The organism is Streptomyces sp. Xyl84 (assembly GCF_059731885.1).
The window spans coordinates 6,132,539-6,159,026 of record NZ_AP029182.1 but is presented as its reverse complement, the minus strand read 5'-3'; the positions used below and the strand labels follow the sequence as shown (position 1 = coordinate 6,159,026).

Annotated in this window: 17 protein-coding genes; 5 read left to right on the top strand and 12 right to left on the bottom strand. The window is 74.3% G+C overall.

The window, feature by feature from the left end; genetic code table 11:
* Window positions 1-23: 23 nt before the first annotated feature.
* Window positions 24-1,694 (top strand): phosphoenolpyruvate--protein phosphotransferase, encoded by a 1,671-nt coding sequence (ptsP, locus tag AC6I72_RS26770; RefSeq protein WP_498003690.1) that lies wholly within the window; start codon window positions 24-26, stop codon window positions 1,692-1,694.
* A gap of 69 nt (window positions 1,695-1,763) precedes the next feature.
* On the opposite strand, the gene AC6I72_RS26765 is transcribed toward ptsP, so the two are convergent.
* Window positions 1,764-2,684 (bottom strand): DUF8829 domain-containing protein, encoded by a 921-nt coding sequence (locus AC6I72_RS26765; RefSeq protein ID WP_498003689.1) that lies wholly within the window; start codon window positions 2,682-2,684, stop codon window positions 1,764-1,766.
* Between the two features lie 60 nt (window positions 2,685-2,744).
* Window positions 2,745-4,052 (bottom strand): MFS transporter, encoded by a 1,308-nt coding sequence (locus AC6I72_RS26760; protein ID WP_498003688.1) that lies wholly within the window; start codon window positions 4,050-4,052, stop codon window positions 2,745-2,747.
* A 45-nt stretch (window positions 4,053-4,097) separates the two neighbouring features.
* Between AC6I72_RS26760 and AC6I72_RS26755 the strand changes: the two genes are divergently transcribed.
* Window positions 4,098-5,417, top strand: coding sequence for an aminotransferase class I/II-fold pyridoxal phosphate-dependent enzyme (locus AC6I72_RS26755; protein ID WP_498003687.1), 1,320 nt, complete (start codon window positions 4,098-4,100; stop codon window positions 5,415-5,417).
* Between the two features lie 28 nt (window positions 5,418-5,445).
* Here the strand turns inward: AC6I72_RS26755 and AC6I72_RS26750 are convergent, their stop codons facing one another.
* On the bottom strand, window positions 5,446-7,413 hold the full coding sequence (locus AC6I72_RS26750; protein ID WP_498003686.1) for an acetoacetate--CoA ligase: 1,968 nt from the start codon (window positions 7,411-7,413) through the stop codon (window positions 5,446-5,448).
* Between the two features lie 212 nt (window positions 7,414-7,625).
* Here AC6I72_RS26750 and AC6I72_RS26745 point away from each other — a divergent pair, with 212 nt between their 5' ends.
* Window positions 7,626-9,983, top strand: coding sequence for a glycoside hydrolase family 31 protein (locus tag AC6I72_RS26745; protein ID WP_498003685.1), 2,358 nt, complete (start codon window positions 7,626-7,628; stop codon window positions 9,981-9,983).
* A 54-nt stretch (window positions 9,984-10,037) separates the two neighbouring features.
* Here AC6I72_RS26745 and AC6I72_RS26740 read toward each other — a convergent pair whose 3' ends face one another.
* Window positions 10,038-10,574 carry an NUDIX domain-containing protein gene (locus tag AC6I72_RS26740; RefSeq protein ID WP_498003683.1) on the bottom strand — a complete coding sequence of 179 codons (537 nt, stop codon included), beginning with the start codon at window positions 10,572-10,574 and terminating at the stop codon, window positions 10,038-10,040.
* Between the two features lie 176 nt (window positions 10,575-10,750).
* Window positions 10,751-11,560, bottom strand: coding sequence for a M15 family metallopeptidase (locus AC6I72_RS26735; RefSeq protein WP_498003682.1), 810 nt, complete (start codon window positions 11,558-11,560; stop codon window positions 10,751-10,753).
* 378 nt (window positions 11,561-11,938) lie between these two features.
* On the opposite strand from AC6I72_RS26735, the gene glpK reads away from it, so the two are divergent.
* Window positions 11,939-13,459 (top strand): glycerol kinase GlpK, encoded by a 1,521-nt coding sequence (glpK, locus tag AC6I72_RS26730; protein WP_498003681.1) that lies wholly within the window; start codon window positions 11,939-11,941, stop codon window positions 13,457-13,459.
* Window positions 13,460-13,549: 90 nt separating this feature from the next.
* Here the strand turns inward: glpK and AC6I72_RS26725 are convergent, their stop codons facing one another.
* From AC6I72_RS26725 to AC6I72_RS26710, 4 genes are all read right to left on the bottom strand, one after another.
* Window positions 13,550-14,155, bottom strand: a complete 606-nt coding sequence (locus tag AC6I72_RS26725) for a GTP-binding protein (protein ID WP_498003680.1) — start codon at window positions 14,153-14,155, stop codon at window positions 13,550-13,552.
* 92 nt (window positions 14,156-14,247) lie between these two features.
* Entirely contained in the window at window positions 14,248-14,643 is a 396-nt protein-coding gene (locus AC6I72_RS26720; RefSeq protein ID WP_498003679.1) for a DUF742 domain-containing protein, read from the bottom strand.
* A gap of 9 nt (window positions 14,644-14,652) precedes the next feature.
* Window positions 14,653-15,087, bottom strand: a complete 435-nt coding sequence (locus tag AC6I72_RS26715; protein ID WP_037859883.1) for a roadblock/LC7 domain-containing protein — start codon at window positions 15,085-15,087, stop codon at window positions 14,653-14,655.
* Complete coding sequence (locus AC6I72_RS26710; RefSeq protein WP_498003678.1) at window positions 15,084-17,990, bottom strand: nitrate- and nitrite sensing domain-containing protein; 2,907 nt, start codon at window positions 17,988-17,990, stop codon at window positions 15,084-15,086. The genes AC6I72_RS26715 and AC6I72_RS26710 overlap by 4 nt, the downstream gene beginning before the upstream one ends.
* A 416-nt stretch (window positions 17,991-18,406) precedes the next feature.
* On the opposite strand from AC6I72_RS26710, the gene AC6I72_RS26705 reads away from it, so the two are divergent.
* Window positions 18,407-18,985 (top strand): hypothetical protein, encoded by a 579-nt coding sequence (locus AC6I72_RS26705; protein WP_498003677.1) that lies wholly within the window; start codon window positions 18,407-18,409, stop codon window positions 18,983-18,985.
* Window positions 18,986-19,206: 221 nt separating this feature from the next.
* Here AC6I72_RS26705 and AC6I72_RS26700 read toward each other — a convergent pair whose 3' ends face one another.
* From AC6I72_RS26700 to AC6I72_RS26690, 3 genes are all read right to left on the bottom strand, one after another.
* Window positions 19,207-23,883 (bottom strand): hypothetical protein, encoded by a 4,677-nt coding sequence (locus tag AC6I72_RS26700; RefSeq protein WP_498003676.1) that lies wholly within the window; start codon window positions 23,881-23,883, stop codon window positions 19,207-19,209.
* Between the two features lie 63 nt (window positions 23,884-23,946).
* Window positions 23,947-24,837 carry a hypothetical protein gene (locus AC6I72_RS26695; protein ID WP_498003675.1) on the bottom strand — a complete coding sequence of 297 codons (891 nt, stop codon included), beginning with the start codon at window positions 24,835-24,837 and terminating at the stop codon, window positions 23,947-23,949.
* Window positions 24,838-24,868: 31 nt separating this feature from the next.
* Window positions 24,869-26,395 (bottom strand): hypothetical protein, encoded by a 1,527-nt coding sequence (locus AC6I72_RS26690; RefSeq protein ID WP_498003674.1) that lies wholly within the window; start codon window positions 26,393-26,395, stop codon window positions 24,869-24,871.
* Window positions 26,396-26,488: the final 93 nt, after the last annotated feature.

The window sequence follows — 26,488 nt, the reverse complement described above, 5'->3', positions numbered from 1 at the left end:
CGCACTATTCGGAGACGGGTGACATGGAGACAACGCTGCGAGGCGTCGGCGTGAGCCACGGTGTGGCGATCGGCGAGGTTCGGCACATGGGGACGGCGGTGCTGGAACCGCCGGCCAAGCAGATAGCGGCAGAAGAGGCGGAGCGCGAACAGGGGCGCGCCCGCCAGGCCGTGGAGGCCGTGGCCGCCGACCTGACGGCGCGCGGCAATCTGGCGGGCGGCGAGGCCCAGGCGGTGCTCGAGGCGCAGGCCATGATGGCTCAGGACCCCGAGCTGATCGCGGACGTCGACCGGCGGATCGCGGTGGGCAGCACCGCGGAGCGCGCGGTGTACGACGCGTTCGCCTCCTACCGCGACCTGCTGGCCGGTGCGGGTGAGTACCTCGCCGGGCGGGTGGCGGACCTCGACGACGTGCGGAACCGTATCGTCGCGCGGCTGCTGGGCGTGCCCATGCCGGGTGTGCCGGACAGCGACGAGCCGTACGTCCTGGTCGCGCGAGACCTGGCTCCGGCCGACACCGCGCTGCTGGATCCCACCCTGGTCCTCGGTTTCGTCACCGAGGAGGGCGGACCGACGAGCCACAGCGCGATCCTGGCGCGGGCGCTCGGTGTGCCGGCCGTGGTGGCCCTGCCCGGGGCGGGTGAGCTGGCCGAGGGCACGGTGATCGCCGTGGACGGCAGCAGCGGTGAGATCTTCGTGAACCCCAGTGCCGAGAAGAAGGCGCAGCTGGAGGCCGCGGCCGCCGAGCGCAGGGCGGCGCTGGCCGCGTCGACGGGTCCGGGTGCCACTTCCGACGGTCACAAGGTGCCGCTGCTCGCCAACATCGGCGGTCCCGCCGACGTGGCGGCCGCGGTGGAGGCCGGTGCCGAGGGTGTGGGTCTGTTCCGGACCGAGTTCCTCTTCCTGGACGACAGCAAGAAGGCGCCGTCGCAGGAGAAGCAGGTCGAGGCCTACCGGCAGGTGCTGGAGGCCTTCCCCGAGGGCCGTGTCGTCGTGCGGGTGCTGGACGCGGGTGCGGACAAGCCGCTCGACTTCCTGACGCCTGCCGACGAGCCGAACCCCGCCCTGGGTGTGCGGGGTCTGCGCACGCTGCTCGACCACCCGGAGGTGCTGCGCACCCAACTGACGGCCCTGGCCAGGGCAGCCGAGGGGCTGCCGGTCCACCTCGAGGTCATGGCTCCGATGGTCGCGGACCGGGCGGACGCCAGGGCGTTCGCGGATGCCTGCCGTGCGGCGGGGCTGCGGGCGAAGTTCGGTGCGATGGTCGAGATCCCGTCGGCCGCGCTGCGGGCGCGTTCGATTCTGCAGGAGGTCGAGTTCCTGTCGCTGGGCACGAACGACCTCGCGCAGTACACCTTCGCCGCCGACCGGCAGGTGGGTGCGGTGTCGCGGTTGCAGGACCCGTGGCAGCCGGCGCTGCTCGATCTGGTCGCGCTGTCCGCCGAGGCGGCGCGGGCCGAGGGCAAGAGCTGTGGTGTCTGCGGTGAGGCGGCCTCGGATCCGCTGCTGGCGTGTGTGCTGACGGGCCTTGGTGTCACCTCCCTGTCCATGGGTGCGGCGTCGCTTCCTTATGTCCGGGCGACGCTGGCGAAGTACACGCTGGCGCAGTGCGAGCGTGCCGCCGCGGCGGCACGGGCCGCGGACAGTGCCGAGCAGGCCCGTGACGCGGCTCAGGCGGTGCTGTCCGGCGAGTGAGCGGACCGTGCCGTCACCGGCTGGTTCGTCCGGGGCGCTCCACCCGAGGGTGGAGCGCCCTTGGCGTGTTCAGGGCCGGTGTCGCGGGGTGGGTCCTTCTTCTCCCAGGTCGGGCGGGGTGCCGTAGTCGACGCCGGATTCCGGGGCGAGGAGATCGCCGGATTCGATGTCGGTGCAGTAGGCGTCGAAGACCTCGCCCGCGGTGAGCGGCTCCAGGCCGTCGCCGCGCAGGCGCCAGCCGTAGACGCGGTCCGGGGTGCCCGGCGCGGTGGTGCGCATGACGAGTCCGCCGGGGCTTCGGGTGGCGAGTCCGAGGGCGAGGACGGTGGTGAATTCGAGGGCTTCGGCCTCGTCGAGGCGGGTGGTGTCGGTGCGCAGAGCGTCACCGCCGGTGTCGTCGCCGTCGTCGTCGGCGTGGAGCACGGCGAGGAGGGTTTCCGGTGCGGTGGTGACGCTGCAGACCAGGTGCCGGCTGCCGGGCGGGGCGGTGTCGAGGATGCGGGCGAGGAGGCCGGCGGCGCGGGTGAAGGCGGCGCGGCCGATGTCCTCGCCGCAGGAGGCGCAGGGGCCGAGCCGGGCGAGGAGGGTGGAGGCGTACTCCCAGGTCGCCTGGCGGACGGCTTCGTCGACGAGGGCGGGGACGAGTTCGGTGAGCGGCCGGCCGTCGTAGGGCAGGACCGGTCCGGCGGTGGCGATCTCGGCGGTGTAGCGGGCCCGGCTGGCCGGGGCGTCGGGGTCGAGGCCGGTGCGGGCGCAGAACTCGGCGTATTCCTCGGGGTCGAAGAGGGCGACGGTGGTGTGGCCGCCCTGGGCCGCCCGGACGCGCAGGAGTGCTTCGACCTGTTCGAGATAGGTGGTGTGGTCGTCGAAGGTGAAGCTGCGGTAGCGCCGCATGGCGCGGAAGTCGTGTTCGTCGGTGAGCAGGCCGATGGTGCCGGCGATCTCCCGGCGCAGGACGCGTCGCATGGTCCGGCGGTCGGTGTGTGTCATGTTTTCCCCCATGGTTTCCCCGTGTGTGCGCGCACGGTTTCGCCGTGTGTGCACGGTCGATCAATGCTCACTCACAGTAACGGGCGGCACTGACATCGGGGGTTCTGCGAGCCGGGCGCGGACCGTGCGGTGCTGGATGACGCAGGTCAGGGCTATGGAGGTGCCGAACACGGCCCATCCGGCCGGGCCCGCGGCGATGGCCGCGGTGACGGCGAGGGGTCCGATGCTGCGCTGGGCGGACTGGGCCAGTCCGTGCACGCCGAGGTAGGCGCCTTGCGCCGTGTCGGGGGCGAGGGCGACGGAGAGTTCCCAGGAGACGGTCGCGTGGAGCATCTCGGCGAGGGTGAAGGCGGCGGCCGCGGCGGTGAGGAGTGCGGTGGACGTGACGGTTCCGCCGGTCGTGGAGAGGGCCAGGGCGGCGCCGCCGAGGGCGTAGGCGAGGGAGAGCGGGAGCAGGAGGGCACGTGCTGCCGCGGTGGTGGCGCCGAAGCGGGCCAGGGGGACCTGGAGGGCGACCACCATCACGTTGTTCAGCACCATGAGCAGGGGTGCGAGGCCGTGGGGCGCGGTGCTCGCGCGGGCGATCCACAGGGGCAGGCCGACCTTGAAGACGGCGTCGTCGAGGAAGAGGACGGTTTCGGTCGCGACGTAGGCGAGGTAGGTGCGGTCGCGCCACGGGGTGGCGGGGAGGTCTGCGGGTGCCGGGGTGTGGTGGGTGGCGACGGTGCGGGAGGGCGAGGGGGGTTCGCCGCAGCGCAGGGTGAGGAGGGCGACGGCGACGAAGGAGAGCGCGTCGCCGAGGAGCAGCCACCGGTAGGCGGCGGTGGTGCCGAGGGCGAGGGCGGCCGCGGCGGCGAGGCCGCCCAGGGCCCAGCCGGCGTTGGCCGCGGTCCTGTTGAGTGCCTGGTAGCGCACGCGGTCGGGTCCGGAGACGCGGGTGGCGTAGAGCTTGGTGAGGACGCCGGCGGCGCGGTCGCCGAGGCTGCCGAGGGCGCAGAAGGCGAGCAGCGGGCCGTAGTGGTCGGTGGTGAGCAGCCCGAGGGAGGCCAGGGCGCGCAGGAGCTGGAGTGCGACGAGGACGCGGGTGAGCGGGAGGCGGTCGGCGATGCGGCCGCCGATGGGGGCGCCGGCGATGCCGACGGCCCCGGCGAGGGCTATGAGGGTGCCGATCTGGGCGAGGGAGAGGTGGGAGACGTAGGTGAAGTACAGGACGGAGACGGAGGCCCACAGTCCGCTGCCGGTGCGGTCGACGAGGGCGACGAGGAGCATGCGGCGGCCGTCGGGGCCGCCGGGTATCCGGGGCTTTCCTGTCCTGGCGCCTGGTGTGGTGCCGGTGTGACCGGTCTTCGTACGGCGGGTGGTTCCCACGGTTCCCCCTTGCGGCCAATTATGTATTGATACATAATGATCAACGTGGCAGTACATTATGGGATCAGCGGTGCGACGGCCAAGGAGATTGCGGCCTCGGTGGAGCGGGGCGTGTCCGAGGGGGCCCTGGCGCCGGGTGCGGCGCTGCCGCCGGTGCGACGGCTCGCCGGCGAACTGGCCGTCAGCCCGGGGACGGTCGCGACCGCGTACAAGGAGCTGCGCGGGCGGGGCATCGTGGTGACCCGGGGGCGGGGCGGGACCGTGGTGGCGCCCGCTCCCGCGGTGGCGTCCCGCCGGCCGCCGAAGGTGCCGCCGGGGCTGCGGGACCTGGCGGGCGGGCATCCGGATCCGGCGTTCCTGCCCGGTCTGGTGCCTCCCTCGCGCCTGTCCTCCGGGGCCCGGTCGCACCGCTCGGCCCCGCGTCTGCCGCGGCTGGAGGAGGCCGTGCGGGACTGGCTGCGACCCGACGGCGTGCCGGTGGAGCACGTGACGTTCGCGCACGGCGCGCTGGACCTGGTGGGACGCCTGCTGTCCGTGGAGCTGCGGCCGGGGGACGCGGTCGCGATGGAGGACCCGGGCTACCACCACCTGCTGGACCTGGTGACCGCGCTCGGCCTGCGCGGCGTCGCGGTGGCCGTGGACGACGAGGGGATGCGTCCGGAGTCCCTGCGGCGGGCGCTGCGGGCCGGTGCGCGGGCCGTGGTGTGCAGTCCCCGGGGGCAGAACCCGTACGGCGGCTGCTTCTCGGAGGAGCGCCGCGCGGCACTGGTCGAGGTGGTGCGGGAGGAGCCGGACGTGCTGGTCGTGGAGAACGACCACGCCTCGGCGGTGGCGGACGTGCCGCTGCACACGCTCACCTCCGGCGGCCTGAACCGGTGGGTGCACGTGCGGACGGTGAGCAAGTTCCTGGGGGCGGACCTCCGGTGGGCGGCGGCGGCCTGCGACGCCACCACCCTGGCCCGGCACGACGGGCGGCTGCTGCTGACCTCGGGCTGGGTCAGCCATCTGCTGCAGGAGACGGTCCTCGGTCTGCTGACGGACGAGGGCACGCGCGCGCTGGTGTCCCGCGCGCGCGGGACCTACGCCGCGCGCCGTGCGGCCCTGACCGGGGAACTGACGGCCCGGGGCATCGGCGCGCACGGGACGAGCGGGATGAACGTGTGGGTGCCGGTGGCCGACGAGTCCGCCGTGGTGAACGGCTTGCGTTCGTACGGGTGGTGGGTCGCCGCCGGGGCCCGGTTCCGTCTGTCGTCACCGCCGGGCGTACGGATCTCCGTGGCCGGCCTGGAGCCGGCCGAGGCGGCCCGGCTGGCCTCCGACTTCGCCGCCGTGCTCGGCGAGTCGGAGGCCACCTACGGCGGCTGAACCCCGGCCGTACCCGTCCCCCTGGTGCTCAGGCGCGTTTGCGGGCCAGGTCCTCGTAGAAGCGCAGCAGGGCGAGGTCGTCGACGGAGCCGGGGTTGACGGCCTTTTCCAGCGGGGTGCCCTGGAGCAGGCGCTTGACCGGGACCTCGATGCGTTTGCCGGTGAGGGTGTGCGGGACGCCCGGCACCTCGATGACCTCGTCGGGGACGTGGCGCGGGGAGAGCTGTTCGCGGATGGTGCGCCTGATGCGGTCCAGGAGCGTGTCGTCGAGGACGGCTCCGGGCGCCAGGTGCACGAAGAGCGGCATCCAGTAGCCGCCGTCGGGCTGCTCGATGCCGATGACGAGGGACTCCCTGATCTCGGGGAGCCGCTCGACGGCCTCGTAGATGTCGGCGGAACCCATCCGCACGCCCTGGCGGTTGAGCGTGGAGTCGGAGCGGCCGTGGATGATCACGGAGCCGCGGGAGGTGAGCGTGATCCAGTCGCCGTGGCGCCACACGCCGGGATACACGGCGAAGTAGCTGTCGTGGTAGCGGCTGCCGTCCGGGTCGTTCCAGAAGTGGATCGGCATGGACGGCATGGGGTTGGTGACGACGAGTTCGCCGACCTCGTCGACCAGCGGGGCACCGCTGGGGTCCCAGGACTGCAGGTCGGTGCCCAGGCAGGGCGCCTGGAGTTCGCCGATGTGCACCGGGAGGGTCGGCACGGCTCCCGCGAAGCAGGAACAGACGTCCGTACCGCCGCTGACGGAGGCGATCCACAGGTCCTCGCCGACCTCGTCGTGCAGCCAGCGGAACCCGTCGGGCGGCAGCGGCGACCCGGTGGTGCCGACGCACCGGATCCGGGAGAGGTCGTGGTCGCGGGCGGGGTGCACCCCCGCCTTGCGGCAGGCCATGACGTACGCGGCCGAGGTGCCGAAGAGGGTGGCTCCGGTGCGCTCGGCGACCCGCCACTGCGCGTCCGTGCCCGGATACCCGGGGCTCCCGTCGTACAGGACGACCGTCGTCCCGGTCAGCAGGCCGGAGACGAGGAAGTTCCACATCATCCAGCCGGTCGACGTGTACCAGAAGAAGCGGTCCCCGGGGCCCAGGTCGCAGTGCAGGCCGAGCTGCTTGAGGTGCTCCACGAGAATGCCGCCCTGCGACTGCACGATGGCCTTGGGCAGACCGGTGGTGCCCGAGGAGTACAGCACCCACAGGGGATGGTCGAAGGGCACCTGTTCGAAGACCGGCTCGACGTCGGCGGCGGTCAGGTCCGGCCAGGCGAGGGCACCCTCGGGGGCGGCGCTGCCGAGCAGGGGCACGTGGACGACGGCGCGCAGGGTGGGCAGCTCGCGGCGCAGCTCGGCGACGACGTCGCGGCGGTCGTGCTCCTTGCCGCCGTAGCGGTAGCCGTCGACGGCGAAGAGGACGACCGGTTCGACCTGCTGGAAGCGGTCGAGGACGCTGCGGGCGCCGAAGTCGGGGGCGCAGGACGTCCACACCGCGCCGACGGCGGCGGTGGCGAGCAGCGCGACGACGGCCTCGGGGACGTTGGGCAGGTACCCGCTGACGCGGTCCCCGGGGCGTACGCCGAGGTCGCGCAGTCCGGCCGCGAGGGAGCCGACCTGGCGGCGCAGTTCGGACCAGGTCACCGGGTGCGGTTCGTGGCTCTCGTCGACGCGGAGGAGGGCGGGCTCGTCCGCGCGGGTCGCGGCGGCGCGCAGGGCGTGTTCGGCGTAGTTGAGGGTGGCTCCGGGGAACCACTGCGCGCCGGGCATGGTGCGGTCGCCCAGCACGCGCGCGCAGGGGGTGCCGAACCGTACGTCGAACCACTCCGTGACGGCCTTCCAGAAGGTGTCCAGACGGTCGACGGACCAGCGGTGCAGGGCCGGGTAGCCGCCCTCGGCGGGGGCGCCGTGGTGTTCGGCCGCCCAGGCCTGGAACTTCGTGATCTGTGCCTGGGCGATCCGCTGCGGATCGGGCTGCCAGAGCGGCAGGGGGTTCACGGTCGACATGGGCGGCTCCCGGACTCTGCGCGTCGTGTGCGTCGGTCCGCGCACGTGCGGGGTGTGCGCGTGACGCGGCTGACAGGGACGATGCCATGTGATCGACTTCCGCACCAGGGCTGGCCCCCCATAGTCCCTGCCGTGAAGATGTGGTCCGGGCCTGGGTGAACGGCAGTTGAACAGCACACGCGTCAGGGCCTGTCAATGGCAGGGTGATCAGCATGAACGGTCGTGACCTGGTGCGTTCGGTGAAGGTGATCGGTTCCGCGGGGGCGGCCCAGGGGGTGCGCACCGTACGGGCCGCCTGGCGCAGGCGGCGTGCCGACGCCGCGGGCCTGCCGCCGCGGGGCGCCGAGCGGGCCCGGGTGCCCGGCGAGGTGCGCGACGCGCGCCCGGAGCCCGGCGGTGGTGTGGTGCGCTTCAGCCGGTCGGAACTGCGCATCGTCGTCGCGGTCAGCGGAGCGGTCTTCTGGAGCTGGGACGGGGCGGCACCCGAGCCGTCGTACGCGCTGGCCGGGCGCGCCCCCGAGCCGGATCCGCGGGCGGTGCTGGAGCCGGACAAGGACGGCGGCTGGCGGGTCGTCGCCGAGCGGGTCACGGTCACCGTCTCGCGGCGCGGCACCGTCGAGGTCCGTACGCCCGGGGGTGTGCGGCTGCGCCGTGATCTGCCGCCCCGGTGGTGGGAGCCTGTCGGCGGGGGCCCGGCACGCTGGATGCAGCGGTCGGAGGTGGCCGCCGACGCGCGGTTCTTCGGGCTGGGCGGGCGGGCGTCGGGACCGGTGCTGCGGGACGGCACGTACCGTCTGTGGAACACCGATCCCGGTCACGCCTCCGGGCCCGGGGACGATCCGCTCCACGTCACGATGCCGGTCCAGGTGGTCGTCGCGGACGCGGGCACGCATCTGGTCTTCCACGACAACTCCTGGGACGGCACGGTCGTGCTGCGGGAGGGCGAGGAAGGGGCCGGCTCGGGTCACGACCGGCCGGGGGTCAGTGAGCTGCGGATGGACGGCGGCCCGCTGCGGTGCTGGGTGGTCGTCGGCACTCCCGCGCGCGTGGCGCACACCTGGGCCTCGCTCACCGGGCCGGCGGCGCTGCCGCCCGCGTGGGCGCTCGGCCACCACCTCGCCCGGCGGTTCGGCGGGGAGCAGGAGGTGCGCCGGATCGTCGCGGGCCATCACGAGCACGGCCTGCCGCTGGACGCCGTGCACCTGGACACCGACCACCTCGACGCGCACCAGGTGTTCACCGTCGACCAGGACCTCTTCCCGAAACTGCCGGTGCTCGCGGAGGAACTGCGCCGGGACGGGATCCGGCTGGTGTCGGTCGTCGCCCCGGCGGTGCGCGCCTTACAGGGCAACGCCGTCCACGACGCGGGGACGAGCGAGGACGCCTTCGTGCGGGACGCGTCCGGGGACGTCGTACGGGGGGTCGGGTGGCCTGGGGAGGCGGTCTTCCCGGACTTCACGCACGCGCGCGTGCGCGCTTGGTGGGGCGGGCTCCACCAGGAACGGCTGGCCCAGGGGTTCTCGGGTTTCTGGCACGGCATGGACGAGCCGACCTCCTTCGCGGCCTTCGGCGAGACGACGCTGCCGCGGTCGGCCCGGCACGCCCTGGAGGGCCACGGGGGCGACCACCGCGAGGCCCACAACGTGTACGGGCTGTGCATGGCCTGGGCCGGCTACGAGGGGCTGCGCACCCTGGCGCCCGGCGAGCGGCCGTTCGTGTTGTCCCGCTCGGGCTGGGCCGGGACGCAGCGCTACGGCGGGACCTGGTCGGGGGACGTGGCCGCGGGCTGGGCCGGGCTGCGGGCCTCCCTGTCGCTGGTGGTGGGCCTGGGGCTGTGCGGGGTGCCCTACTGCGGGCCGGACGTGGGCGGGTTCGAGGACAGCCCCTCGCCGGAGCTGTTCCTGCGCCGGTTCCAGCTGGCCGCGTACCTGCCCCTGTTCCGGACGCACCCGAGCGGGCGGGCCGGGCGCCGGGAGCCCTGGGAGTTCGGGCCGGAGGTGCTCGGGCACGCGCGCGCGGCGCTCATCGAGCGCCGGCGGCTGCTGCCGTACTTCGTGACGCTGGCGCACCTGGCGCGGCGCACGGGCGCGCCGTACGTGCGTCCGCTGTGGTGGAACACGCCGGAGGACCGGGCGCTGCGGGAGTGCGGGGACGCCTTCCTGCTCGGTGACGCCCTGCTGGTGGCGCCCGTGCTGCGGTCCGGGGCGGACCGGCGGACGGTGCGGCTGCCCCGGGGCCGCTGGTACGACACGGCTACCGGGCAGGTGTTCGAGGGCCCGGGGCAGGTGCGGGTGGACGCGCCCCTGGGGAGGATTCCGGTGCTCGCGCGCGCGGGTGCGGTGATCCCGGTGCGGGGTGGGACGGGCGGGGTGGAGCTGGAGGTGTGGGCGCCCGCCCCCGGGCGCGGCGGGGGCGGGCTGGTGGTGCCGGACGCGGGCGACGGCTGGGACGAGGCGGGGACGGAGCGGTACGCCGTCCGGCGGCAGGGCCGGCAGGTGGTCGTGGAGCTGGAGCGCGAGGACGGTACGGGCGTCCCGTCGCGTCCGTTGCGGGTGCGCGGGCTGGACTGAGCGCGGGATCGGCCCCGGCCGGCTCGGACGGCCGGGGCGGGGCCGCCCGGCGGCTCAGACGTAGCGGCCCTCGAACCAGGCCCGGGCGGCCAGCGTGTGCAGCGGGAAGGCCAGTTCCTCGGGCCTGCGCAGCAGGTGCCAGCCGTCCGTCTCGGGGGTGGCGGCGGACTGCGGCAGCCCTTCGGCGGGGCGCTCCGGGAGCAGCCCGAAGAGCAGCAGATGGCCGTCGGGCGCGCTCATGGCGTCGATGAGCCGGACGTCGCGGGCGGCGGCCTCGATGCCCGTCTCCTCCTTGAGTTCGCGCACGACGGCCTGGCGCCAGTCCTCGCCGTCGTCGATGTAGCCGCCCGGCAGGGCCGTGCCCCCGCGCGCGGGCGCGATGGTGCGGTCGATCACGACCAGGGCGGTGCCCTTCGGGTCGTAGACGGGCTGGAGGGCCACCGCGACCGGCAGCGGGTTGCGGTAGGCCACCGTCCCGCAGGCCGGGCAGGTGCGGGGCCAGCCGGAGATGCCCTCTCCGTAGGGCGCTCCGCAGCTCGAACAGTGCGAGTTCGGCACGGAGTTGACAGTCGGATGCTGGTTTTCGGACACGCGCGGACTGTATCCGATCAACGGGTGGTCGTCTTGCGCCGATACCGCTCAGCGACCCGGATCCGCGTGCGTCCGGTAACGCGCAGGTCCGGGTCCGGGTGCGTCCGGTCCCGCGCAGGACCGCCGGCGCCGGGCCTGCGCGGAACCGGGTCGCTGGAGGCCTGCCCGGACCCGGCTCAGGGCCTGCCGGTGAGCGACGCCCGGGAGACGGGGAAGTCGAAGTAGGTGTCCGGGTAGGGCTCGGGCTGGTAGGTGAAGTGCCACCACTCCTCGGCGAGGTTCACGAAACCGAGGTTCTCCAGGGTGTTCTTGAGCAGCAGCCGGTTGGCCCGCTGCGGGCCCTGGATCCTCGGGTCGAGCGTGTGGGCGAGCGTGTCGAAGCAGTCGAAGCCGGTTCCCATGTCGACGGAGTTGTCCGGGAAGCGCTGGTCCTGCGGGGCGTAGCAGGGCACCAGGGCCTGGCCGGGGACGTAGGGGCGCGTCGGCCGGACCGGGAGCCGGACGATGGTGAGGTCCATGGTCGAGCCCCGGCTGTGGCCGGACCGGGCCGCGATGTAGCCGTCGTCGAAGAGCCGGGTCTTGTCGACGTGCGGATAGAACTCGCCCTTCATGGTCTGGTCGTCGAGGTCGCGGGCCCAGCGGACGAAGTGGTCGACGGCGCGCTGCGGCCGGTAGCAGTCGTACACCTTGAGGGTGTAGCCCTTGCGCAGCAGCTCCTGCTGAGCCCGGTGGAGGGCCTGGGCCGCGGGACGGGTGAGGATGCACATCGGCTGCCGGTAGCCGTCGACGCGCGCGCCGACGAAGTCGTGCGGGGTGAAGTAGCGGATCTCCTGGAGGATCGTCGGGTCCACGGTGCTGAGGGCCACGAAGTCCTCGGGCGCCCGGGGTTCGGGGACCGCGCGGGCCGTGGTGGCGGCGGTGGTCACGGTGAGCAGGGCGGCGACGGCGGTGATCACACCGCGGAGGAGCCTTGGCAGTCGTGTCATGTCTCCTACATCTATCGGGACGGGCCCCGCCGGGGGAAGCCCGCACCCGGGCCGCCGTCGGGTGTGGCGGGGGCGGGGCTGCGGCCCGGGCCTCCCCCGCCGGCACCTTGACGCTCTCCGTGCACCGGTGAACACTTCCCGTGCCCGGCGGCCGGGTGTCCATCCCGAGCCGTTTGCGCACCATCTGGGACAAACTGATACCAGTGAGAACACAGGGGCCACAGCGGTCCCGGTCCTGCCGCCTCTCCGCCCCGGGGAGGCGGCCCCGCGATCCACCGGACCCGCGGCGCGGGCCCGCGCACGGTTCCGCCGAGCCGGGGGCCTGCGCGGGCGCCGTACACGGCGCCGCCGTCCGACCCTCGCCACCAAGGGGTAGCCATGACGGACAACGCCGAGAAGTACGTGGCCGCAATCGACCAGGGCACCACCTCGAGCCGCTGCATCGTCTTCGACCGGGGCGGCGGCATCGTCGCCGTGGATCAGCGCGAGCACCGCCAGATCTTCCCCAAGCCGGGCTGGGTGGAGCACGACGCCACCGAGATCTGGTCGAAGGTGCAGGCGGTGGTCGCGGGCGCGCTGGCCAAGGCCGGGCTGCGCGCCGGGCAGCTCAGCGCGCTCGGCATCACCAACCAGCGCGAGACGACCGTCCTGTGGGACCGCGCGACCGGCAAGCCCGTGCACAACGCGATCGTGTGGCAGGACACCCGCACCGCGGCACTCTGCAACGAGCTGGGCGGCGAGCAGGGGCAGGACCGGTTCCGCGAGCAGACCGGTCTGCCGCTCGCCAGCTACTTCTCCGGCCCGAAGGCCGCCTGGCTGCTGGACAACGTCCCCGGTCTGCGCGACCGTGCCGAGCGCGGGGAGATCGCCTTCGGCACCATCGACTCCTGGCTCATCTGGAACCTCACCGGCGGCACGGAGGGCGGGCAGCACGTCACGGACGTCACCAACGCGGGCCGGACGATGCTGATGAACCTGGAGACCCTCCAGTGGGAGCCGTCCATCCTGGCGGCCATGAACGTCCCCGAGGGGATACTGCCTCAGATCCGGTCCTCCTCCGAGGTGTACGGCACCGCCGTGGGCCAGCTCGCCGGAGTACCGGTCGCCTCGGCCCTGGGCGACCAGCAGGCCGCGGTGTTCGGACAGGCGTGCTACGACGTGGGCGACGCCAAGAACACGTACGGCACCGGCAGCTTCCTGCTGCTCAACACGGGCAACCGGCCCGTACCGTCCAGGAGCGGCCTGCTCACCACCATGGGCTACAAGATCGGCGACGAGGCACCGGTGTACTGCCTGGAGGGGGCCATCGCGATCACGGGTGCGCTGGTGCAGTGGTTCCGCGACCAGCTGGGCATCATCCGCACGGCGGACGAGATCGAGCCGCTGGCCGCCGCCGTCGAGGACAACGGCGGCGCCTACATCGTGCCGGCGTTCTCCGGCCTCTTCGCTCCGTACTGGCGTTCGGACGCGCGCGGTGTGGTCACCGGACTGACCCGCTACGTCACCAAGGCTCATCTGGCCCGCGCCGTCCTGGAGGCGACCAGTTGGCAGACGCGCGAGGTGGTGGACGCGATGTACCAGGACTCCGGGGTCCGGCTCACGACCCTCAAGGTCGACGGCGGGATGACGAAGAACAACCTCCTGATGCAGCACCAGGCGGACGTGCTCGGCGTGCCGGTGATCCGGCCCGAGGTCTCCGAGACGACCTGCCTGGGCGCCGCCTACGCGGCCGGACTCGCCACGGGGGTGTGGAACGACCTGGACGAACTCAAGTCGCACTGGCGCAAGGACGCCGAGTGGACGCCCTCCATGGAGGACTCGGTCCGTGACCGCGAGTACCACAACTGGCGCAAGGCGGTGGAGAAGAGCTTCGGCTGGCTGGAGGACGGCGAGGCGTAGCCGGGCCCCGGGCTCGGTGACGCGTCCTGCCGGGACCGGGCGGGCACGACCCGGCGGGGCGGCCGGGAGGGCGGCCCGCACCGGGCCAGGTCAGCCGGTGACGGCCCCGCGGTGGGCCGCGCCGTACGCCCTCGCGTGCTGGACGACCCCGACGAGGATCTCCTTGACCGATTCGCGGTCCCGGGCGTCGCACAGCAGGACCGGGACGCCGTCGTCGAGGTCGAGGGCCCGGCGGACGGCCTCGGCCGGGTGGCGGGCGGCCCCCTCGAAGCAGTTGACGCCGACCACGAAGGGGATCGAACGCCGCTCGAAGTAGTCGACGGCGGCGAAGCAGTCCTCCAGGCGGCGCGTGTCGACCAGGACGACCGCGCCGAGCGCGCCCTCCGACAGCTCGTCCCACATGAACCAGAACCGCTCCTGACCGGGCGTCCCGAACAGGTACAGCACCAGGTCCTCGCGCAGGGTGATACGGCCGAAGTCCATGGCGACGGTCGTGGTGCGCTTGCCCTCCACACCGCTCAGGTCGTCGACCGGCCGGCCCGCCTCGGTGAGCATTTCCTCGGTGCGCAGCGGCCTGATCTCGCTGACCGCGCCGACGAACGTCGTCTTGCCCACGCCGAAGCCGCCGGCCACCAGGATCTTGAGCGTGATGGGCTCGACCGGGGGCTTGCCGCGCTGGGTACGCCCGAAGATCATCTTTTCCTTCTCCTGCTTGATGAGGGTCGCTCAGCGGCGGCGGCCGCGACGGCGGCCGGCCGCGGCTTCGCCGTGACGGGTGCCGACGGTGCTCACAGCGCGCGCAGTCCGCTGATCACGTCACGCAGAACGCTCTCGTCCGGCAGTTCGGCCGGGGGCACCGGGCGGCTCACGTGGACGTACTCCTCGTCCACGAGATCCCCGATGAGGACGCGCACCACACCGATGGGCAGATCGAGTTCCGCGGCCAGTTCGGCGACCGACTGAGGGGTCTCGCGGCACAGCTCGACGATGTCCACGTGTTCCGGGGAGAGCGAGTGGTCCGCCTCCGGATCGTCCACGTGCGGTTCGGTGACGACGACCGCGATCAGATCGAGCCGGTGCTGGGCCGCGTGGCTGGTACGGCCCCGCGTCATGGCGTACGGGCGGACCACCGGTCCGGCCTCGTCGTCGAACCAGTGGCTTGCTGCCTGACCGTCTCCGTTCATGCCATCCCACTACCCGCCGGCGGGCAGGTCGGTGCGGGGTGCGGCGCCCAGATGCACTCCGACCCGCTTGACCAGCAGGGTCATCTCGTAGGCGACCTGTCCGATGTCGGACTCGGCGTCGGCGAGGACGGCGAGACAGCTGCCGTCACCGGCGGCGGTCACGAACAGGAAGGCGTCGTCCAGTTCGACGACCGTCTGCCGGACGCTGCCCGCCTCGAAGTGCCGGCCCACGCCCTTGGCGAGGCTGTGGAAACCGGAGGCCACGGCTGCCAGGTGTTCGCCGTCCTCCCGGGTCAGGTCCTTGGACACTCCGGTCGGCAGGCCGTCCCCGGAGAGCACGACGGCCTTGCGGATGGTCGCGACCCGGTCCACGAGGTCGTCCAGGAGCCAGTTCAGTTCCTTCTTGCCGGTGGTGGTGTGGCCGGTCGTCTTCGGTGCGGTCATCGACCGTCCCCCTTAGTCGTTCCTTGTGCTGTGCTGCCGTCGGCGTCGTCGCCCACGGCGTTCTCCTCGCGCCCGCGCCGCCAGCCGCGCTGGAGCGAGGCCATACGGCTGCGTACCTCGTCGGCGTCCCGTTCGTCCGGATCGTCCCCGGTCCCGGGGCGCCGCCGGGGAGTGCGCTTGAGCTGCGGGGCGAGGCTCGCCTGCCGGACGCGGCGGGGCAGTGCCCCGGCGTCGGCGGCGGGCTCGCCGGGTGCGGTGGCGGGCCCGTCGTGGGCGGGCGCGGACCCGTCCAGTGCGGTCGCGGGCCCCTCGGGCGCGGGCGCGGCACCGGGCTCGCCCGGACCGCCGGCGCCGGGCGCCGCGGCCGGGTCGCCGGGCGCCGCGGCGGGCTTCCCGGAGGCCGGGGCACCGGGGGTGTCGCGCGCGGTGACGGGCCTGCGGGTGCGCTGCGGGAGGGCCGCCGGGGGCTGCTCCGGCGGTGTGCCGCCGCGCCGGCGGGCCGGCAGCTGCGTCGCGGGCTCGGCCGCGGGGCGGGCGGCCCGCCCGCCGTCCTGCCGGTCCGCGCCCTCGCGCCGCGCCCGCGCTTCGGTGACCGGACGTCCGTGGGAGCTGACCAGCTTCGGCGTCCTGCGCCGGGTGAGCGGGACCGGGCCGGCCGGGTCCTCGTCGCCGCCGGGACGGTCGGGGGCGCTGCGCGGCCCGGGGCCCGGCCGGGACCCGGCGGGGTGGCGCGGGTCCGCCTCGTTCGTCTGCGGCCGGGACGGCGGGCGGGAGCGGAACAGGCCGCCGCGTTCACTGTCCTCCTCGCCGAGGGCGCCGGGGAACTCCTCGAACTCCCCGACGGCGTCCGGACCGACCGGCGCCTCCAGTTCCACCGGCCCGTCCAGCAGCGAGACCGGCAGGCCGGGAAGCGGTACGGGCGTCTGGGAGAGGGCGTTCCTGCGGCCCTCCTCCCGTTCGGCCTTCGCGGCGGGCCGGTCGAGGCGGAACCCGACCCCGTTGGTGTCGGGGACGTCCTCGGTCAGCAGCGCGTCCGGGATGAAGACCACCGCGGTGGTGCCGCCGTACGGGGACGGCTGGAGCGAGACGCGGACGTTCTGCCGCTGGGCGAGCCGGCTGATCACGAACAGGCCGAGCCGGTCGGTGTCCGACAGTTCGAACTCGGGGGTCTCGGCGAGCCGCAGGTTGGCGTCCAGCAGGGTCTCGGCGGCCATGCCCAGACCCCGGTCGTGGATCTCCAGGGTGAACCCGTTGGCGACCCGTTCGCCGACCACCTGCACCGCGGTGTGCGGCGGCGAGAACACCGTGGCGTTCTCCAGGAGTTCGGCGACGAGGTGGGTCAGGTCGGCGACGGCGGGTCCGGTGAGGGCGACCCGGGGAAGCCTGCGGACCTCGATGCGTTCGTAGTCCTCGACCTCCGCGACGGCGGCGCGGACGACGTCCATCAGCTGGACGGGTCTGCGCCACTGCCGGGACGGAGCCGCACCGGAGAGGATCACCAGTCCCTCGGCGTGCCGGCGCATCCGCGTGGTGAGGTGGTCCAGGCGGAACAGGTCGGCGAGTTCCTCGGTGTCCTCCGTCCGGCGCTCCATGGCGTCGAGGAGGGTGAGCTGCTTGTGCAGCAGGACCTGGCTGCGGCGGGCGAGGTTGACGAACACCTCCGAGACACCGGCGCGGAGTTCGGCCTGTTTCACGGCTGCCTCGACGGCGGCCCGTTGCAGGGTGTTGAGGGCCTGGCCGACCTCGCCGATCTCGTTCTTGTCGTACTCCAGGCGCGGCGCCTCGGTCTCCACGTCGACCTGCTCGCCGGCCGACAGGCGGCGCATCACGCTGGGCAGGCGGACCCCGGACGCCTCGTGGGCCTCCAGGCGGAGCTGCCGTAGGTCGCGGACGAGTCCGCGCCCGATGCGCACGGACAGGACGAGGGAGACCAGCAGGGCCAGCAGCCCGAGGATGCCGACGACGGCCGCCCGCAGGATGACGTGCATGGCGACCGGGTCGGTCCGGTCCTGGAAGCGGTCCTCGGCACGGTCCTGGAGGGTGCCGAGGTCGTCGAGACCGTTGGCGGCGGCGCCGTCCCAGCTCTTCGCGGTGACGCCGCGCGGCGTGCCGGGCGCGGTCGAGACGGCGGCCTGCTCGGCCACCCGCAGCGGAGCGGACGCCGCGTTCGCCCAGAAGCGCTGGTAGCGGCTGCGTTCGGCGGCGGGCAGCAGCGGCAGGTTCACGTCGTACAGCAGGGACCGCTGGGCCACGAGTGCGGAGACGGCGCGGCTCTCGTCGCGGGTGAGCGTGCCGACGACCAGGGAGGAGCCGAGCAGCGCGTCCTCCCGGGAGAGGAGTTCACGAGCCCGGGAGAGGTTGACGAGGGCGCGGTACTGCTTGTCGAGTTCGACGTCGTCGATGACACGGAGGCCGGCGAGCAGGCCGTAACAGGGGTCGACCAGGCGGTTGTAGAGATCGAGTGCCTGGGCGCGGCGGACGGTGCCCTCCTCGACGCTGCGGCGCAGGGAGTCGAGCCCGTCCAGGGCGTCCAGCACGGCGGTCAGCCGTCCCTCGCCGCCGGTGCCCAGCGCGTGGCGGACGTCGCCGTCGCTCGCGTTGCGGCGGAGGTCCAGGACGGCCCGGTCGGTGGCGGTCCGGCTGCGCCGCAGGGCGGCCAGGGCGTCCGAGGCGCGGGGGTCGGCGAGGTGGACGAGCGTCTGCCGGCGCTCCTGCTGCAGGACGCGGACGGTGTCCTCGGTGGGGTAGGCGATCTTCTCCACCACGGAGGACGAGTTGAACAGCCGTGCGGCCTGCCGTCCCGTGATCACGGTGGCGAAGGCCCACACGGCCGTCAGGGACAGCAGCGGCACGAGAAGGAGCGCCACGATCTTCCTGCGGATGGACTTCCCGCGAAAGCGCATGGCCTCCCCCAGCTCGCCCCCTCCGTCAGGGGGTACACGTGTACGTCAACAAACGGCGCGAGCCTACTACCGACACACAGGTAACTCGAAGGGGCGGCCGGAGGGCGAACGTCCGCACCCGCGCGCAGAGATGGGGAGTTGTCCGGGCATGGCGGGAGATGGCGCCCGCGACACCGGGGTGACGGACCGGCCGGAACAGGACGGGCTCGTCGGCCGGTTGGCCGAGATCATGCGTCTGCCGGGAATCTTCACGAAGTGCCGTTCGTCCTGTTCCATGGGGCAGGAGGCGGAATCGGCCACTGGAGCCGCGTCCCGCACCGGGCGGCGTAAGACAGCGCAAGCCGGGCAGCCAATGGGGAGCCGGTTCTACGGACACCGGGGCGAGCGGCCTGCCGGCGGTGGGGAGTGACGGGTTGATGGACGCGACGGGGCGGCGCGAGAGGGCCGTCGGCAGCGGTACGGCGCGGGTGGCGGGGCGGACCGTGCCCGGGGCACGGGATCACGGGGCACGGGATCACGACATTCCGGGGACCGGGAGCGACCGGCGGGGCGCGGGCGGGCGGGCGTACCCGGCGGAGGGGGGCGACGCGGTGGGACAGCCCCTCCACAAACCGCTGTGGGTCGAGGAGCCCGCGCGGCGGCGCAGAATGCCGGATCCGGTGCGCGAGGCGGCGGTGCGGGCGGTGCTGGTCATCGCCGTGACGCTCATCCAGGCCGTGGTGGCGTTCCTGTGCACCCTGGCCGGGTCCTGGCTGGCCTTCCCCATGGTCCTCAGCAGTGTGGGGAGCACGGTCGTCGCCACCTGGGCGGTGCTCGACGTCTGGGTGACCCGCCAGGTCTGGAACCAGCGCCATGGCGTCGTCTCCGCGCCGAGCAGCACCGCGCGCGCCCTGCGGCGCGAGCGGCGCCGGGCCCGGCGGGAGCAGCGGACGGCGGAGCGCACGCAGGAGCGAATACGCCGACAGGGCGGCGCGGGGCGGTTGTCGCACCCTTAGAGCTGCGAAAGAGCTGCGAACAGAATCGGAGTCCGATCAGCTCGCGGCGTCCGGCGCGTGCGCTCGCAAGGCGCCGGAAAATCCTTGCAGCGGAGCTACCAGGGCCTTCCGGCAACGCCGCGAGCGTGCGTGCCGGGCGCCGGCCGCCGGGCCCACTTTTGTTCGCAGCTCTAAGAGCTGCGCTCGCGGGTTCCCGCCCTCCGTCCGGCGAACGGCTTCCGTCACGCCGGGCGGCGGAACATCCGTGTGGCCGTGATCTCGCTGTGCACGGTCTCCTCGGCCGGGGCCTGCTGCGGCAGGCCGGGCCGCAGATGTTCCTCCACGCTGATGTACTTCAGCCCGGCCCGCAGGTCGGCGTCGTTGCGCAGCCGGATGACCAGCGGGAACTCCGCCAGCGCGGTCGTGTCGAACAGGCCGGTGGTGTAGAGGAGCTGGACGCCGAGCGCGTCGGAGACGGCGCGCTGCAGCTCCAGCAGGTAGGTGGCGTTGGCGCGGCCGATGGGGTTGTCCAGGAACAGGGTGCCCGCGTGGCGGTGCTTGTCGCGGCCCCGGTCGTTGGAGCGCAGGGCCGCCATCGTGCAGTACAGGGCGATGGCGGCGGTGAGCAGCTGGCCGCCCGAGAAGACGTCGCCCATCTGCCCGACGGGCACGCGCTCGGCGCGCAGCACGGCGTCCGGCTTGAGGATCTCCACGGCGACGCCCTTGGGCTGGAGCGCGGCGGCCACCCCGCGCAGCAGCAGGGACATGCCGTCACGGCGCAGGTCGGAGTTCTTCTTCACGGCGGCACGGGTGGCCTCGTCGACGACCTCGCCGAGGCGTTCGGTGAGGGTGGCCTGGTCGGGTTCCTCGAAGCGGATGCGCAGGAACTCCTGCCCCGACCACTCGCCGAGCCCTTCGGGCAGGCGGGACAGGCGCTGGGCGGAGCGGAGGGTGGCGAGCGCCGACTCCACCAGGCCGCGCAGGCGGTCCACGATCGAGTCGCGGTTGCGTTCCAGCTGGGCCAGCTCGTCGGTGAGGACGCGGAGCCGGGGTGCGAAGGCCTCGGCCCACTTGCGGGCATGCTCGGGCAGGGCGGAGGCGGGCAGTTCGCGGATCTGCTGCCGGGCGGGGGTGCGCACCTGCTCGTAGCGGGTGGAGTTGGCGTGCCGGACGAGGACGTCGCTCGCCTCGCGCACGGCGGATTCGGCGGCGGACAGGTCGGCGGCGCAGCCGCGCAGCGACCGGCGGGCCTCGGCCGCCGCCTGCCGGGCGGCCTCCGGGCTGCCGGGGTACGGCTCGGTCTCCTCCTGTTCCTCCTCACCGGTGGGTTCGCGCAGCAGGTCGCGGAGCATGGCGGCGATCTCGTCGAAGCCGCCCGCCGCGTCCTCGGCGGCGCGGTGGGCGTCCAGCAGCTCGCCGTGGGCTTCGCGCGCCCGGGCCAGCGCCTCGGTGCGCGAGGTGAGTTCGGCGGTGGCGGTGCGCAGCAGGGCCTGGGCGTGCTCGGCGTCGCGCGGGAGCAGTTCGCCGGGCAGTTCGGTGTGGGCCTCGGCGTCCTCGGGTGCGAGCCGTTCGGCCTCGCCGCGCAGCCGGCCGAGCTGCTCGCTCGCGGTGGACATCCGGGTCTCCAGGAGCTGCACCAGCTCTTCGGCGCGGGCCGCGGCGGCCTGCCGGGACGGGCCGTCGGAGCCGTCGGGTGAGGCGAGGAGCTGCTCCGCGCGGGTGCGGACCTTGTTGCTGAGGCGGTCCAGTTCGGCGCGGGCGGCGCTCTCGTCGCTCTCCGCGCGGGCCTGTTCGGCGCGCAGGTCGGCGCCCACGCCGACCTTCTCGTAGACCTGGGAGGCCGCCCGGTAGGCCTCGCGGAGGGCGGGCAGGGACGCCTTGGGCTCCTCCTCCTCGGCCTCGGGCACGTCGTCGGGGGCGCCGGCGATCTCGGAGCGCTCGGCGCGCAGCGCGCGGGTGGTGCGGCGGGCGTCGTCGGCGGCGCGCTGGGCGGCGCGCCGGTCCTCGTCGGCGGCCCGGGCACGCTCCAGGCAGGTCTGGGCGCGGGCCTCCGACTCGGCCGCCTCGTCGGCCAGTTCGCGCAGTCTGGCCTGCCAGCCGGCGCGCTCGCGCAGCCGGAAGGCGAGTCCGGCCAGGGCGTCGGCGGCGCGCCGGGCCTTCTGCGCGGTCTCCTGCCGTTCGTCGCGTACCTGGGCGGCCTCGGCGGCGGCTTCCTCGGCCTGGGCGCGGGCGGTCCGCGCCTCGGCCAGCTCGGCCTCGGCCTCCTCGGCGAACGCGCGGGTGTCCTGGGCGCTCCGGGCCAGTTCGGCGAGCCGTCCGGCCGGGCAGCCGGTGCGCCAGGAGGCGAGCCGGGCGGTCAGCTCGCGGTCCTTGCCGAGCCGGGCGGCGAGGCGGCGGATCTCCTCGTCGCGTTCGGTCGCCCGCGCGCGCAGCGCCTGCCGTTCCTCGTCGGCGGCGTGCTCGTCGTGCATGGCCGGGTTCGGCGGGACCAGGAAGACGCCGGTGGCCGCGGCGTCCGTGGCCGCGGTGGGGGCGAGCAGGGCCGCCGCGGTCCCGACGGCCACGGCGGAGCGGGGCAGCAGCGCCGCGTCGGCCAGGGCGTCCCGGGCGCGGGCGTGCGTGTCCGGGTCGGTGATGATCACGCCGTCGACGAGTTCGGGCCGGGCGGCCAGTACGCGCGCGTGGTCGGCGGGGTCGACGGCCTGGGCGAGGTAGCGCCAGCCGGGCAGGGCGGGGATGCCGTGTTCGCCGAGGAACTCGACGGTGGCCAGCACGTCGGGGCCGGGCGGCAGCAGTCCGCCGTCGCCGAGGGCGCCGAGGATCCGGGAGTCGTCGGCCGCGGCCGTGCGCAGTTCGAACAGGTGCCGTTCGGCGGAGGAGACCGCGTCGTCCAGGAGCGCGCGCAGTTCGTCGGCGAAGCGGTCCAGGTCCTCGGCGGTCAGGGGTGTGCCGGCGGGGCGGCGCGGGCCGTCGGCGGGTGCGGCCGGTGCGGACGCCGGTGTGCGCCCCGGGCCCGCCGGGTCCTCGGAGCCCGTGCGCGGGCCCGGCACGCCGGGCCGCCCGGCCGCGGGGGCGGCCGGCAGGCTCAGCAGCTCCGCGAGCCGCTGCTCGGCCGCCAGCGCCTCGGCGGTGCGCCGTTCGGCTTCGTAGGCCCGCTCCGCCGCCGTCGCCGCGTCGGCCGCGCGGGCCGCGGTGAGTTCCGCGCGGGACTCCGCCGAGGCGGTCTCGCGTGCGTGTTCCGCGGCCCTGCGGGAGGCCTCGCGGGCTTCGTCCCAGGCGGCGACGGCCGTCTTCTCGGCGTCGCTGGCGGCCAGGGCGGCGCGGGCCGGGTCGGCGTCGGGGGCGCTGTCGTCGAGCCAGCCGGCGCGGACGGCCTCGGCGGTCTCCTGCTCGACCTCGGCGAGCCGCTGGCGCAGGTGGCCGGCCTCGCTGCGGGCGCGCTGCGCCTCGGTGGCGGCGGCGGTCGCGTCCCGGTGGGCCGTCTCGCCCGCTTCCTGGAGCTGTGCGGAGCGCTCCTCGCCCTCGTTGGCGAGCGCTTCGGCGCTGCTCGCCGCCGCGTGCAGGGCCCGTACGAGGTCCACGGCGGCCCGGGCGCGGGCGGCGAGCGCGGGGGCCGCGTCCCGTTCGGCCTCCTGGATGGCGGCGGAGACGCGGGAGACGCGGTCGGCGGCGGCGCGGTGGCGCAGCACGGACTCGGCGGCCTGCCAGGCGGAGTACAGGGTGCGGGCGTCGGCCAGTTCTCGTTTCTGCGCGGCGGCGGACTTCTCGGCGGCGGCCAGGGCCAGCGACGCGTGCCGGTAGGCGAGTTCGGCGGCGATCAGGGCGCTGCGCTCGCGGGCGCCCTCGGAGTGGGTCACGGCGTAGGCGGCGGCGGTGACGCGCTGGGCGAGGTCGGCGGCCCGTACCCGCTCCTGCGCCGCCCGTGCGGACAGCCGCCGTGCGAGGGTCCGGGTGCGGCGTTCGGCTCCGGCGTGGATGTCACGCGCGCGGGTGCGGGCCTCGGCGGCCTCGACGATCCGGCCGAGCAGGTCCACCGAGCCGGCGGTGAAGTCCCGTTCGGCGATCAGTTCGGCGCGCCGGCCCAGTTTGCTGCCGAAGCCGCTGACCAGGTCGGCGAGTCCGTCGGTGTCGCGGGTGTCGGTGACGGCGCGCAGCAGCAGATCGGTGAAGTCGGAGTCCTTCTTCACCGCGAAGAGGCCGGCGGCCTCGCCCTCATCGGCGTTCATCTCCCGCTGGTAGCGGAAGAGTTCGGGGTCGAGCCCGAGGTCGCCGAGGTGCTCGATCCACCGGTCGTGGATCTCCTCCCAGTGCACCTCCAGGTGCGGGTAGGCCTTGCCCGCCTCGGTGAGGGCGTCCCGGAAGCCCTTCATGGTGCGGCGCCGGCCCTGCGCGCCGGAGGTGCCCTCGGCGGCCGGGCGCACGGAGGTGGCCTCGGCGACGGGGAGGTTGTCCAGGGTGAGTCCGGGGCCGGGCCGGAAGGAGTACCAGGCCTCGGCGAACTTGCGCGGGTCGCTGGAGACCTGCCGTCCGCGCCACTCGCTGACCTTGCCGACGACGACGCACTCGCCGGTCTGCACGTGCTGCCACTCCAGGGCCACGTGCCCGCAGTCGTCGGCGAGCAGGAACTTGCGCAGCACGCCGGAGCTGGCGCCGCCCAGGGTGTTGCGGTGGCCGGGCAGCATCACGGAGAAGATCAGTTTGAGCAGGACCGACTTGCCGCCGCCGTTCTCCAGGAAGAGCACGCCCGCGGGTGCGGGCCGGCGCGGCGGGCCGGCCGGCTCCTCCTCGAAGAACTCCGCCTGGGTGGGCGCGGGGTCGGGCACCGGCTCGCCCACACCCCGGAGGTCGAGCACGGTGTCGGCGTAGCGCGCACCGGCAGGACCGATGGAGTAGAGGCGGACCCGGGACAGCTCGTACATGGCGGACTCTCGTCAGTTTTCTGGCGGTTCGGGAGATGCGGTGCGGGGGTTGGGCGCGGACTTTCAGCGCTGGGCGGGGCTGTGGAAGGGCAGTCCGGCGTCGGCCACCAGTTCCAGGTCGTCGGTGTCCTCGGCGGGCAGCAGGCTCGCCGTGCCGTCGGTGACGGGGACGATGCCCAGGTCGAGCAGTTCGGCCATGGCGGCGCCGCCCGCCATGTCGCGCACCTGGAGCTGGTAGCGGGCCGTGGTGCGGTAGGTGCCGCCGCTCTCGTCGCCGGTGCGCTGCAGGAACCCGGAGTCGGTGAGGAACGCCAGGGCCTTGGCGACGATGCCGGTGGTGGAGGCGGCCGGACGGCGGGCGTCCTTGGTGGCGCCGGTCGCGCTGCGCCGGGCCCAGATCCGCCAGGCGGCCTCCAGGCCGGGGGCGTCCGTGGCCGGGTCGGTGTTCTCGCCCTGTTCCTCGGCGCGTTCCTCCAGGCGCCGGCAGGCCTGGCGGACGAAGGCGTCGACGCCGTTGACCGTGACGCGGCCGATGTAGCCGTCGTCGGCCAGGTCCTCGGGGCGCGGGAAGGCGAGGGCGGCCACGGCGAGGTGGGCGAGGCCGTGCAGGAAGCGGTCGCCGGAGTCGGCGGCGGTGCGCCGGGCGTAGTCGCCCATGCGGACGGCGAACACGGAGTCCTCGGCGGCGGTCACCGCCATGCCCGCGCGCGGGGACACCTCCAGGACGACCAGTCCGAGGCCGGCGGCCACGGCGTCCGCGAGGCGGGCGAACGCCGGGTCCTCGCGGTGGCGGCGCAGCAGGTCGGCGTACTCCTGGTCCCGCGCGGGCTGCAGCCGGGGCTGCAGGCCGAAGGCGACGAGCCGGGCCGCGTCGGCGGCGTCGGCGGGGGTGACGGCGCCGGCCGCGGACGGGGCGGGGCCGTCCGCCTCGCTCCACTCGACGTGCTCACTCACGGCTGGGGCTCCTTGTCGCGCTCTCGCTCACTCATGCTGCTTCCGTCCGGTCCGCCGCCATCCCCGCCGCGTCCAGCAGCGCGGTGCCGACGATCAGGTCGGCGCCGCCGAACTCCGGGTCGTCCAGCTCCGTGCCGTCGTCCACGGCGAAGAGCAGCTTCTCCTCGCCCTGCCGGTAGGCGGTGCCGACCGGCGGGCTGGCCGCGTGCACGGCGAGCAGCGCCACCAGGTACGGGAGGTCCGCGTCCGTGCGGCGAGCCTCCGCGAGCAGCCCGGACAGCCGGCGCGGTGCATCGGCGGGCAGGTCCAGAAGCTCCATGGCGGCCGCCAGCTGCTCCTCGCTGAACCGGCTGTCGTCCGGTGTGGCGATCAGGTCGGGTTCGGGCATCTCGGCGCCCAGGTGCTCCCGCTCCACGGGCGGTGTGAGCAGGATGTCGACGAGGTCGCAGACCCGGACGGAGACGGGGGTGCGCAGCCCGGTCCCGTGGGCGAAGAAGGCGTCGGTGACCCGGATCGCGCTCTCCAGCGGCAGCGGCAGGGTGGGGGCGAGCAGGTGGCCGTAGAGGTCGGTGCCGGAGGTGGCGGTGGGGGTGGCGAAGGCCTGCCGGTCCTGTTCGGCGCGGAAGAGGGGGCCGGCCTCCAGCAGCCGGGACTGGAGCTGGGTGTGCCGGCGGATGCAGTCCTTGACGATGTCGACCAGCTCGGCGGCGCGCCGCTTGTGCTCGGGTTCCTCGGTCTCGTCGCGGGCCTTGCGGATGTTGGTCAGGATCGCGTTCTCGTGCCGGTAGCGGTCGGCGACGTGGTCCAGTGCCTCGGCGATCATGTCGGGTACGGCGCTGAGCCAGTCCACCGCGCGGACGTTGCGCCGGGTGGCGTCCAGCGCCCTGCGCAGGGTCTCCGAGTACTGCACGGTCCGGTAGCGGGCCTGCTCGGCGGCGAGCTGCGCGTCGGCGAGCCGGCCGCGGCTGATGAGCACCTCCAGCTTGACCTCGGCGGCGATCTGGGCGCTGGTGACGTCGGTGTCCAGGGCGCCCACGAGGACGTTGACCGCCTCGTCGGTGGTGCGCAGGTAGACGCTGCCGCCGGGGCCGGGCACCTCCTCGATCAGCTTGAAGTCGTAGTCGCGGCGCACATAGGTGCCGTCGGGCGCGAACGTGCCGTACACCGCGCGGAAGCCGCGGTCCGCACTGCCCACGTTGATCAGGTTCTCCAGGACCCAGCGGGCGACGCGCTCGTGCTCGGCGGCGGGGCGCCGGGGGGCCTGGGCGGCGACGCGCGGGACGAGCCGGGCCACGATCTGGTCGTGGTCGGCGCCGGTGTCGAAGTCCATGTTGAGCGTGACCAGGTCGATGGCGGCGAGCGCGACCTCCGCCATGCCGTACACCGAGTACTCGCCGGCGAGGTTCGCCTTGCGCGCGTCCAGGTCGTGCAGCGGGGCGGTGCACGCGAGCGCGCGCAGCCGCCGCGCCAGTCCCTCGTCGGCGGCCGGGCCCGGCGCGGGGCGCGGCCCCGCGCTGAACTGGGGCGGAACGCTGTCCGTCGATGCAGGCGAAGTCACGGTGCACAGACTAGGTCCTCGGTCCGACAACGACCCAAACGGCGCAGACGCACCCCCTGGACCGGGGCAGGACGCCCGCTCCCCGCCGCCGGC